12 protein-coding genes are annotated in these 11,440 nt (G+C 38.0%); 6 read left to right on the top strand and 6 right to left on the bottom strand.

Going from position 1 to position 11,440, the window contains the following annotated elements; genetic code table 11:
- Window positions 1-154: 154 nt before the first annotated feature.
- Both H5119_RS19270 and H5119_RS19265 read right to left on the bottom strand, forming a co-directional pair.
- Window positions 155-700: a DUF6942 family protein gene (locus H5119_RS19270; protein WP_182703384.1), complete on the bottom strand. Its 546-nt coding sequence runs from the start codon at window positions 698-700 to the stop codon at window positions 155-157.
- 1 nt (window position 701) lies between these two features.
- The gene (locus H5119_RS19265; protein ID WP_007376692.1) at window positions 702-1,157 is read right to left on the bottom strand and encodes a YaiI/YqxD family protein; all 456 of its coding nucleotides are present in this window, start codon (window positions 1,155-1,157) and stop codon (window positions 702-704) included.
- 130 nt (window positions 1,158-1,287) lie between these two features.
- On the opposite strand from H5119_RS19265, the gene H5119_RS19260 reads away from it, so the two are divergent.
- Window positions 1,288-1,809: a lipocalin family protein gene (locus tag H5119_RS19260; protein ID WP_182703383.1), complete on the top strand. Its 522-nt coding sequence runs from the start codon at window positions 1,288-1,290 to the stop codon at window positions 1,807-1,809.
- A gap of 209 nt (window positions 1,810-2,018) precedes the next feature.
- Here the strand turns inward: H5119_RS19260 and H5119_RS19255 are convergent, their stop codons facing one another.
- The 3 genes from H5119_RS19255 to H5119_RS19245 are packed head-to-tail and all read right to left on the bottom strand — an operon-like array spanning window position 2,019 to window position 4,278.
- Window positions 2,019-2,354, bottom strand: a complete 336-nt coding sequence (locus H5119_RS19255) for a DUF3325 domain-containing protein (protein ID WP_182703382.1) — start codon at window positions 2,352-2,354, stop codon at window positions 2,019-2,021.
- The gene (locus tag H5119_RS19250) at window positions 2,351-3,952 is read right to left on the bottom strand and encodes a PepSY domain-containing protein (protein WP_182703381.1); all 1,602 of its coding nucleotides are present in this window, start codon (window positions 3,950-3,952) and stop codon (window positions 2,351-2,353) included. Before H5119_RS19250 ends, H5119_RS19255 begins: the two co-directional genes overlap by 4 nt.
- On the bottom strand, window positions 3,949-4,278 hold the full coding sequence (locus H5119_RS19245) for a hypothetical protein (RefSeq protein ID WP_182703380.1): 330 nt from the start codon (window positions 4,276-4,278) through the stop codon (window positions 3,949-3,951). The genes H5119_RS19250 and H5119_RS19245 overlap by 4 nt, the downstream gene beginning before the upstream one ends.
- A gap of 212 nt (window positions 4,279-4,490) precedes the next feature.
- Between H5119_RS19245 and H5119_RS19240 the strand changes: the two genes are divergently transcribed.
- From H5119_RS19240 to H5119_RS19220, 5 genes are all read left to right on the top strand, one after another.
- A complete protein-coding gene (locus H5119_RS19240) occupies window positions 4,491-4,847 on the top strand; it encodes a VOC family protein (protein WP_077535388.1) in 357 nt (118 codons plus the stop codon).
- A 150-nt stretch (window positions 4,848-4,997) separates the two neighbouring features.
- On the top strand, window positions 4,998-5,579 hold the full coding sequence (locus H5119_RS19235; protein ID WP_182703379.1) for a uracil-DNA glycosylase family protein: 582 nt from the start codon (window positions 4,998-5,000) through the stop codon (window positions 5,577-5,579).
- A gap of 396 nt (window positions 5,580-5,975) precedes the next feature.
- Window positions 5,976-6,485, top strand: coding sequence for a hypothetical protein (locus H5119_RS19230; RefSeq protein ID WP_182703378.1), 510 nt, complete (start codon window positions 5,976-5,978; stop codon window positions 6,483-6,485).
- 99 nt (window positions 6,486-6,584) lie between these two features.
- Window positions 6,585-7,352, top strand: a complete 768-nt coding sequence (locus H5119_RS19225) for a hypothetical protein (RefSeq protein WP_138584022.1) — start codon at window positions 6,585-6,587, stop codon at window positions 7,350-7,352.
- Window positions 7,353-7,415: 63 nt separating this feature from the next.
- Window positions 7,416-10,352 carry an SdrD B-like domain-containing protein gene (locus H5119_RS19220; protein ID WP_259399046.1) on the top strand — a complete coding sequence of 979 codons (2,937 nt, stop codon included), beginning with the start codon at window positions 7,416-7,418 and terminating at the stop codon, window positions 10,350-10,352.
- 514 nt (window positions 10,353-10,866) lie between these two features.
- Here the strand turns inward: H5119_RS19220 and H5119_RS19215 are convergent.
- Window positions 10,867-11,199, bottom strand: coding sequence for a hypothetical protein (locus H5119_RS19215; RefSeq protein ID WP_182703377.1), 333 nt, complete (start codon window positions 11,197-11,199; stop codon window positions 10,867-10,869).
- Window positions 11,200-11,440 lie beyond the last annotated feature (241 nt).

The following is an 11,440-nucleotide window of genomic DNA, read 5'->3' as shown; positions in this document are numbered from 1 at the left end:
TTATTTTGATATTTAAATTTATTTTCTCTAGCCAGAGATTTTCAGTGAAAGCAAGGCGAATTTACGCGTCAATAGCTGGCCTATTGCAAGTAAATTCAACGCAGTTAGCGCTGAAAATAGCTGCTTGAGATAGATTTATTATCCAGAGTTCAGGTTATTTAGTCATTTTTAGCTGCGCGACTAGCTCGCTTAATCTCGCTATTTTTATATTACTTAGTTGCCTGTAATCAAAATACGGGCACACAATAATGTTGTTACTGGTGTCTATTGCAAACTCATCGTCAAGCCAATCAAAGTGTGCATGTAACTTACCTTGTTGTAATAAGTTTTTAGCGTGCGTACGACCGGCAATTATGTGTAGCTGATTTTTATTGCTGGCTTTGCTAATATCAGGCGCGCTAAATAGCAGGGCGGTTTTACTGTTTTTTTGTAGTAAATACTCATCGCGATATTGTTGCCAAGTAGATGCTCGTTTGGCAAATGAGTAATGCTCACTTGGCAGGGCAAATAGCACTTTTGCGTACACGTTAAACACTTTGCGCCAACCATTACCACAGTGCTGGTTTATGGTATTTATTTGCTCATTTATAACCGGTTCTAGGCATTCAAGTGTTTCAAAAAACGGCATTGGCGGCGCTTTTGCTACGTATACCGCCACGCTAAATTGCGTATCACCTAAGCCAACTAATTGGGTATTCAAGTTAGTTAGCCTTGTTTTGCGCTAAAATACGGTCGAGGTTATTTGCAAAGTTTTGGCGATCGGTTTGGCTAAGTGGCGGCGGCCCACCACTCATTTCTACGCCACTTGAGCGCATGGTATCCATAAAGTCGCGTACGTTAAGTATTGAGCGGATATTTTCGGTGGTATAAAGCTCCCCACGTGGGTTGAGTGCTTGCCCGCCGTTATCAATTACTTCACTTGCTAGCGGAATATCGCCAGTAATAACTAAATCGCCTTTTTCAATACGTTTTACTATTTCGTCGTCGGCTACATCAAACCCCGACGATACTTGAACGCGGCTTATGTATTTTGACGGCGGAATACGCATTGCGTGATTAGCCACTAAAATAGTCTCGATTTTCATACGCTCTGCAGCTCTAAAAAGTATTTCTTTTATAACAACAGGACACGCGTCTGCATCTACCCAAATTTTCATGCTATGGTCACTTTTATTGCTTTAGAATTAATATGATCCTATAGCAAATTTTTTTAATCGGCTAGCAAACTTTATACTCATCTATATTTAGATAATACGTACGATTTATGTAATTAAAAAAGGAGCTTACATGAAGGCTATTAAATACGGTTTACTTATTACAGGGTTGTTTTTTCTTAGTGCCTGCACCAGCCCTCCAGAGGGAATAACACCCGTTAAAAACTTTGATATACAAAAATATAAAGGCAAATGGTTTGAAATAGCGCGGCTTAACCACTCGTTTGAAGAAGGTATGGAGCAAGTTACCGCGACTTATTCAATTAACGACGACGGCACAGTAAAGGTCCTTAACAAAGGGTATTTAACGGATGATAAAAAATGGGATGACGCTGAAGGCTTAGCCAAGTTTGTTAAGGGCACTGACACTGGACATTTTAAAGTCTCGTTTTTTGGTCCATTTTATGGCGCTTACGTGATTTTTGAGCTTGATCAACCCGATTATCAATATGCATTTATAACCAGTTACAACAAAGATTACTTGTGGTTTTTGTCGCGTACACCAACGGTTAGCAAAGAACTTAAAAAGCACTTTTTAACTAAAGCTAAAGAGCTAGGGTTTGCTACCGATGAAATAATTTGGGTTGAGCAATAAACAATGTAAAGCCCCTTTACAGTAGTAATAAAGAGGTTACCTAACTGTAAAGTAACTTAAATATATTATGGGTATATTGTGTGTACTTGCCGTGAGACAGCAAGTATTAGAAACACTGAATATCCTCTATTGTTGGCAAGCTTATAACTTGCCATTTTTTATTTGAAATTTGGTTTATGTGCTGCAGATCAGACTTTTACTTACTCGGCCTAATTTAGGCCAATATATAGCCCACTTAGTGCAATAACTGCCATGTTGAAAACACTAAAGTATTTCAAAAAACCAACAAAAAAATTATAAAAAACCATTATAATCAATACACTCAAGCTCATGAATCCACAAAACAACAAAGCCCCGTAGCTTCCTTGCGTTACTACACAAAACACTAAACTTAGTAAAATACTGATCCAAGCGATGAGTAACAGCTTTTTACTCTGTAACTCAGTGGGGCGTTTTTTAAATACATCTTTAAAATGATTGAATTTAGCCAATGCAAAACAGTTAAAAGCAAACAAACAAAGGCTAAAAAGTAATAAATCAATCATATATTTTGATCCTTTCGCTTTTTATTTACAATGTGATTGCTTCGCTTTATAGGTTGTTTATGAGTACGTAATTTTTCGGTTTGTATAAAAAACAATATACTAAATAGTAAAAATAGTGCATCAAAAGTAAATAAAGCCCACTGTTTGTGCAGTAAATAACTAACTATATTGCCGTTGGTGGTAAGCGCATTCACAACAGGTACGCTTAAACACGCTATACCATTTATAACCGCCATAATTTGCCACTGACCTTTACCACGCTTTAATAACGCAATAACAGCAACAGCTAACCACGTTAAGAAAAATGCGAGAACTTCTTTATCTGCACGTGCTGTAATTTCTGGGTTTAGCATTCTGTTAGCTAAAAAGAATGCGCAGGTCGCCAATGGTAACCCCATTAATGTAGCCAAGTTTAATCCTTCAACCAGCTTTAAACCAAGTGACGGTTTTGCATCGGCTTTCATACGATCGCGTATGCGCTTTGCCCACATTATACAACCGGAGCCAATCATTACGCAGCCAGCAACACCGCCTAAAAAATAGAGCCAACGCAATAGTGGATCAGCCAAACGACCGGTATGAAGCGAGTTTAACGATTCGTAAAGCGCTTTACTGGCTGTTAAGTCATCATCAGTTTTAGCAACGAGCTCTCCCGAGGCCCCACTAAATATTAAACGTGGGGCTTGATCTCGGAGTGTTTTACCTGAACTGACCAATACTGTGATTGTTGATGACGCCATATTAGGATTGCTCACTTGTACACGGGTAATATCAGCATTTGGCCACTTAGTATAAACCTGATCCAAAATACGCTGTATTGGTACCATTGCCGATCCGCCTTTGGCTTTATCTGTAATGGTATTGCGAGGCGTTACATCATTAAAAAAATCGCGCATGCCGTTATCATACGTCGTTTGCGCAGGGTAGGGGAACAACATAAATATAAGTGTAATCATACCTGTGTAGGTAATCATTAAATGAAAAGGCAGGGCAAGCACAGAACTTAAATTATGAGCATCCAGCCATGTGCGGCTGCCTTTATTACGTCTAAAACTAAACATATCTTTAAAAATACGTTTATGAATAACTACACCCGATATAATCGCAATTAGCATAAATAAGCTTGCAAAGCACACAAGCCATCGCGCGGTTATTACATCAATGTAATGTAAATCAAAATGTAGACGATAAAAAAAGTTACCACCTTTGGTCTCTACAAATGGCTCAAGCTTTTGCATTGTATTAGGGTTTAACTGGGTGTTTTCAAATTTACTGCGGCGCTGGCCTGGTTCTTTTGGTTTTGCATAGCCATATACTAGATAAGGAATACGCGACTCTGGAAGCGTAATACGCCAGCTTTGTGAATTAGCCCCTTGAGTAGCTAAGTAATCAAACCCTGTAATTATTTGCTGTTGTTGCGCTTCAATACGTTGTGCCTGAGTTTGCACATTATGAATAGCTGGTTGATTCCATAAGCTTATCTCATCTCTAAAAAAGCTAAGTGTTCCAGAAAAAAATATTAAATAGAGTAACCAACATACCAGTAACCCTACCCACGTATGCAGCCAAGTCATTGACCGAAAAAAGCTGTCTTTCATAGCCAGTCCTTTAATGCTACTAATAAACTAATTTGCGCACCCGTACTTAGTAAAATACTGATCCAAACTGTTTTTAAAGATTTTACATAAAATGCATAAATAAAAACGAGTGCATAAATCAAAATACTTAACGATACACATAGCAACACCGCATCCGATTTAGTCAGTGGTAATAAAAAACTTAACAAAGACGTGCTCGCTGCTGTAAAAAAATAGCCGCCTACAATGGCAATAAAAAAGCGTGATAGCACTAAAAACTGGTAGTTAAAGCTAGAAGAACGTTTGAAAATTTGTGAAAACTGCGCGCTAAGCGATTGTGCCTGCATAATGAGTTAGTCCCTTAAATACAGAGAGTAAAAATTTAGGCGCTATTATATAGCTTATAAATACAAAAGATAGTTATTCTCATTTGCAGCATTTAAGCTTTCACGATTCAAACTTAGTAAAATACTGATCTCAAATATAAAGGGGGTATTTGATTAGCAGCCCACTAAGGTTTAAGGTGGTTTACCATTAATTTATAAGCGCTTTAATAACGATGAACAATAATGAAAAACTAAATTATGTTGAGTTTCCTGCATGCGATTTATTAGCCACTAAATCTTTTTTTAGCCGTGTATTTAATTGGCAATTTACCGATTACGGCCCTGAATATACGGCGTTTAGCGGCCAAGGGCTTGATGGTGGATTTTTTAGCGCACCGCTTAAATCGCTCACTCAAAATGGCGCTGCACTATTGGTTTTTTATAGTAACGACATTCACGCCACGTATCAAAAAGTAGAGTTACATGGAGGTAAAATTTTAAAACCCATTTTTGAGTTTCCTGGTGGTTGCCGCTTTCACTTTACAGAGCCAAGTGGCAACGAATTTGCTGTGTGGGCTGATAAACAATAGATTTTTAAAGGCCCACAGCTAGGTAGCGGTTAAAGATCACGATTTTACTAACTAATGCCCGTTTAAATTAAAATAAACCGATTTTTTACCAACTCATTTGTTCTAAATGGCTATTTAGAACAAATATTGAGCATTTAAGGCCAAATAAACATGAATACCCGCCAATTATTAGAACAAGCTAGTAAATGCGTGATCTGTGAGTCTCACTTGCCTTTAGGCGCTCGCCCTGTAATACAATTTAACCCTAATGCACGTATTTTAATTGCAGGCCAAGCCCCAGGAATAAAAGTTCACGAAACAGGGCTGCCGTTTAACGACGCAAGCGGAAATCGCCTACGAGAATGGCTCGGGCTCACAAATAATGAATTTTATGATGAAAACAATATTGCAATTTTACCTATCGGTTTTTGCTACCCAGGGAAAGGAAGGTCGGGGGACTTACCGCCCCGTAAAGAATGCGCATCCGCATGGCGCAAAAAATTATTAGCTCAACTGCCAAATATTGAACTAACAATAATACTTGGCAGGCATGCTCAGGCATACCATTTACCCCATACTAAAAAACAGCCATTAACGCAGTTAGTAAAATCGTGGCGTGAGTATTGGCCAAGCTATTTAGTACTCCCCCATCCAAGTCCGCGCAACAATATTTGGCTTAAAAAGAATCCGTGGTTTGCCCAAGAGGTGTTGCCAGAAATTAGTAAAAGAGTGATCTCAATACTTACACCTTAGGGCATTTCAAACTGTTAAATAAAAGCTGAGTACAGGTGCGTTTTCATTGCTCTGCATAATATTGAGTAATCAAAGTGCCTCATTCAAAGCATACTTTTTTGCAGCTCATTATTTAGTGTTCACGAGAATGTTAAAGCAATAGCTCCTTTTTAACTTTAAATTACTCTGTAAAACAGAGTCAATAAATAGATACGAAACATTTTTACATTCTTTTGTTAATACTTTACTATTAATAACTAATTTATAAGTACAATTAGTTAACAAATAAATTGAATATTGTATTCATTAAAGTTAAGTTAGCGTTAATGGATTACAGCCGCTTATCTAATTAAGTCCGCATATGGAATACAAGGAGGTAGTAGTAAGTATAATAATTATATAAATAACGGATAAATTATGAATAAAAAAATTTTTGCAGCAACTGCTTTACTAGCAATGACATCTACTTCTTTATTAGCATCTAGCGAAACATTACAAGCAAGTGTAAATGGCTGGAGCGAACCAACTTTTGTAGAAGATAACGCTGTTCATTTTGGTAAGATTCGTTTAGCAACGGGTTCAACTTGTACAATGGACAACGCTGGTGCAGTAACAGGCGATTGTGACGCTTCAGATGCAAACATTCAATTGGGTGGCGTAACTGTTTCTGGTTTGGCTCCAAATTCAGCAATGAACATCACTGTATCTGGTAGCACAAGTGCAAACCTTACTTTTGCTCCAGTAACGACTGCCACCGATGGTACTACATCTGTAACAACTGCAAATACCGTTGCCTCTGCATTTACTACTGATGCAACCGCATCAGACATCGTAATTGGTGTTTATGGTGATATGACTGTAGCAGCCGATCTTACAGCGGGCGACCTTTATGCTGTAGATTACACGGTTGATGTATCTTTCCAGTAATATTATTTATTATATTGTTATAACCCTCGGTTATTAATAATATAAATTGTGTGGAGCCTAACGCTCCACATTTTTTTTATCATGTTGTTGAGTTGTCTCATGAGTTTTAAATTTTTTCGTTGGGCAACGTTTTGCCTAACCCTCCTATTGCCTCAAATTTGCAGTGCAAACCTTTCTTTATCTGAATATCGTTTATATTTTGATGGCCGCACTAAAAATAATTCATTAATGATCAGAAACACTTCTGATAAAAATCTCGATTTTAAACTTAGTCTCACGCACAAAGATATGACCGAAGAAGGCTCACTAATCGATGCAACGCCTAAGCAAGTAGAAGGGCGATCTGCAGCTGGCATGTTACGATTTTCTCCACGCCGTGGTTCTATTGCGCCAAAAGATATGCAAGCGATAAGGATGACGGTGCGGAAAAAAGCAGAATTACCCGCAGGGGAATACAGAGCAGTACTTAAAATAGTTGCATCAGAAGCTCCCGATCCTAATGCCGTAGGCATAACTATACGCCCTAAGATTTCTTACAGCGTACCGGTTATTGTTCGCCATGGTCAGTTAGAAGCTGACTCACAATTAATAAACCCACAGCTAATTAGCCAAAATGGTCGACCGACCATTATGTTTTGGCAAACACTAACAGGTAATCGTTCGCTATATGGCAACTTTGAACTGACAGATAGCAATAACTTACCTGTCGGAGAAGTAACAAACGTAGCTGTTTATACGCCTTTATCGCGTCGTAAAGTCTATATATCGTTGCAACAGCCTGTTGTCGGCCCGCTGACACTTAAATACACAGAAAACCCCCAATATGGTGGCAATATTGAGTTAGCCATACCCGTTAATATTCAATAGGACGTGTTTAAGCTAAACGCCTTGCGTTATAGCGCTTTAATTAGTTTGTTGCTCTGTGTTGTTATGCCTCAACCATTATTCGCTAATGAGCAAATGCCTCTTCATCAATGGCCTATTGATGAAGAGGCATTCGTGATCGTAAATGTAAAAGTAAATGGCCGTTCAGTTGTATCCGACTTAGAAGCTTACTACACGCCATCAAATAAGCTGTTACTACCAATCAGTGTTCTAAAATCAACGATGGGCATTAATTTTAGCATCACCGAAGATAGCTTTACTGCAACAGTTGATGCAACTGAGCTAACGCTAAGTTCAACTTTGCTAACAAAACAATCCGTAACACCAACAGCATCTTTTTGGGCTAAAGATGATTACGACTACTACGTAGACTTATCCGTTATTAATACGCTTTTACAAACCGACTCAATATTTGATTATTCGCTCATGCAAGTCACCTTTATGAGTGATTTATTAAGCACCACAAATGATAAAAAAAGCACAACAGTCACACATAAGCAGGCTATAGCCCCGCAATATGATCACTTTATTGAAGATCAATACCGTTTACTAACATACCCAATTTCTGAGTACACGGTTTCATCAAGTGCCACATCTAAGCAAGCACGTTATAAGGGTTTAATTAGGCTCAACAGCTATTTTGATTTATTTCACCATCGAGCAGAGGTTCGGTTTAATAAAAATGAAAACAGCGATAATACGTTTTTTAAAATTAGCAAAGACTTTAGCTTAACCGATGAAGATCATTCATTAGCACGCATTCATTACCAATTAGGTGATATTCAATCTCAATCAGATCAACTCACAACAGCTTCAAGCCAAGGTCGGGGCATTTATATCTCAAATGCCGATCCACGCTCAGCACAAAATTTTTCATCAATCACCATTGAAGAACCCGCTTTACCCGGCTGGCAAGCTGAGCTATACCGCAATGGGCAATTTTTAGCGACCACACAAGCAAATGACGATAACTTAGTTAAGTTTATCGATATAGAAACATTTTACGGCAATAATATTTTTGAAATAAAGCTCTTTGGCCCACAAGGTGAGCAAATCACACGCACTCAAAAATATACAATAGGGCAAGATGCTCTAGCACCAGGAAAAATAAGCTACCAAGTTGAGTTACTTGAAACAGATAAAAGCGTATTTAATAACAAGCAAAGCACTCAAAATAAATTTAGTGACACGTTTAAAGCCAGTGTTTCATATGGGATCAGTGAAAATTTAACCTATGATGCGCAAATCACTCAACTAGGTACTGATGAGCACACTCGCTATATATCATCTGGGTTAAATATACTTACCGAGCATGGCAGCTATCGACTCTTATCTACCAAACAGCTTAATGCTGGCAATGCTTATTATGCGGGCTTCAGGGGGTTATTCTCTAGCGATTTTTATAACGACGTCAACGTCAATTTAGAATATACCGCCTTAGATGATTTTTCGAGTGCATTGTTTTTGCCACAAAGTAATGCACTTAAAAATAGATTGTCGGTTAGTTTAAATGGCCGTTCTGATTCGTTTGACTCTTTAAATTGGAATATGAAATGGCTTAACGAAACCCGTGAAAGTAAATCAAACAAAAATACATTTTCATTTGGTATCAATAAAAATCACATTGGTGGCACATGGGCTGGACGCCTTTTTTATGATGACCAAGAAGATAAGCTAACCAATCAGCTTTATTCATCTATCGATATTGCTTCTTGGAAATGGATAAATACACTTGATTGGCTGCCTATAAATGGGGGAGATCTAATTAGTCTGCGTAGTAATTTACGTTGGCCGCAAACACAAGATTCCTTCAATCAAACCCAGTTGTCGTATAACCCTAACTCATCAGCGACCACGCAATTAAGCCATCAATATACTTACCGCTATGACATTTTTAATGTTCAAGTTTCAGGTCAATACGATAGTCGTGGAGACTGGCGCGTGTCATTAGGTTTAAACGGCACATTTAGCTTTGATCATCTTGAGTTAGATATGATATTTGACACCCCACGAGCTCTTAGCGGCGGGCAGCTTGAAGCATCTGCTTTTATTGACTGGAACGAAAATCGAATATTTGATCAAGGTGATGAGGCATTAGAAGACGTACGCTTTACCGGTAATTATTTGTGGCGAAATAAATTCACAAACAATACAGGCAAAGCACTACTGCCAAGCAGTCACGGCGGGCAAGTTTTAGAGGTCGATTTACGCACTTTACCAAATCCATATTTGCAGCCTGTACTTGGAAAAATAAAAACCTACGCTCACCGAGGGGGTCAGACTAAAGTTGATGTACCAATGGTTATTTTTAATGAAGTAGAAGGGACTGTTTATTTTGCAAATAATGATAAAAGCAAACCTGTTTCAGGCGTAACCGTTTTTTTAAAGCAGATCAATGGCGACAAAGAATACACAACAACTACCGAATACGACGGATATTATTATTTTTCTGATGTAAGCCAAGGAAGTTACAAAATTGAAGTTGAAGCAAATACATTAAATATAAAAAATCTCGTTGCTAAAAACTTACCCGAGCGCGTTATTACCTCGAAAACGGGTGATACTATTATTTTAAAAGATATCGTTCTACAACCTAAAAACAATACAATAAACTCAATAGAGTTAGCTGATAAGCCATCAGAAAAATCTTACTTTGTTCAGCTTGGTGTATTTAAAAAGTTTGAATCGGCAGCAATAGTAGCAAAAGAGATTGACTGGCAAGCGCATCCTTTAAAATTATATAAACATCAAAGCCGAGACAGTTACTATTTGGTGACAGGCCCTTATGCAAACACCCAAGACGCGCAAAAAACAATTAACCATGTCTACTCAACGCCTGCATTACATGGCAGTTTTATGGTCGATGCTAGACGATATGCATCCACTGATTGGCAACTGATAGGCGCATGGGGAGAGCAAAAAAGGACACGCAAGGGCTTTATTTTTGCCAATACGCCGCGTACACCTCTAAAAAAGCAATAAAACCTCAATTGATAAAAGCTGATTTTCCATTGTTCACTATCAACAGAAATATTAGGGCGTGTTGACCTTTCGTGATTGATTTTGCAGCAGACTGTTTGGTTTTTAGGCAAGGCAGAGCCTATGTAGTGTGGTATTCCCCATAAATAGGCGATAACGCAGCATAAATGCCAAACATGCGCTGCCCTTTGGGTTCATTCTAGGGACGATTAACTCTTTGTTACTCGGTTTTTACTTAGCCCACTAGGTTACAAACCTCGCGCCGCGATTAAATCGCCCCTAGATTGAACAAATTTCAATCCACAAAGTTCAACACGCCCTAATGGTAAAAAGTATTTTTTATTACTCTCAGGCCCACACATACAACAATCACAGAGCGCATGTAGCACTTTAACTAATCGGCAAATAAACGAAAGCTCTAAACCAATAAAAAAACATTGGAGCGACTTATACAAATTGCCTTAAATTAGTGTGCTATTTAGCGCTTGAAATAAGCATACTTTAAATAAGATTAGTATTATTGAGCTGTAAAGTATGTCGTTTGTGAGTGACCATTTTTGTCGAGATGCGTTGTGCACTTTATTTCGCAACGCGCACCCGCCGATTCAGCAAGCCAATTGGATTGAGGCTGTTTTTTTAAATAACAAGCCGAATAAAAAGCATCTTCTTTTTGTGCGGAAACTAAAATACAGCGAGCATAGTAACCAAGTTGTAACTCTTTAATTGGAAAAATTTGCTCTTGAGCAATAACCCCCGCACTAAATGTCTGGCTGGATTTTGCATAAGCAGATAAAGAAATATACGTGATACTCACCAATAATATACTAATAAATACATACCATCGCTTCATGTTATTACCCAAAAAAATAAGCATGTTACAAGTGTAGATGCAAACAAGTTAGTTCGTTAATTTATAAATAATTTTCTAGCTGATACGCACTCGCTAAATTAGGCTGAGCAGAACGCTTAATACCAATCTGCTTATATATGGGGTCTATTTAACGTTAAGAAAATTACGCTAGAACTAGGCAAAAATTTTTGTATCTAGTTGTTCTAAATAAAAAATTTTTAACGACGTTATAGTGCAATTT

Origin of the sequence: Pseudoalteromonas sp. SG45-5 (assembly GCF_014164085.1) — a bacterium.
GTDB lineage: Bacteria > Pseudomonadota > Gammaproteobacteria > Enterobacterales > Alteromonadaceae > Pseudoalteromonas > Pseudoalteromonas aliena.
Note: the sequence above shows the minus strand (reverse complement) of the source record. Positions and strands in the feature narration are given on the sequence as shown.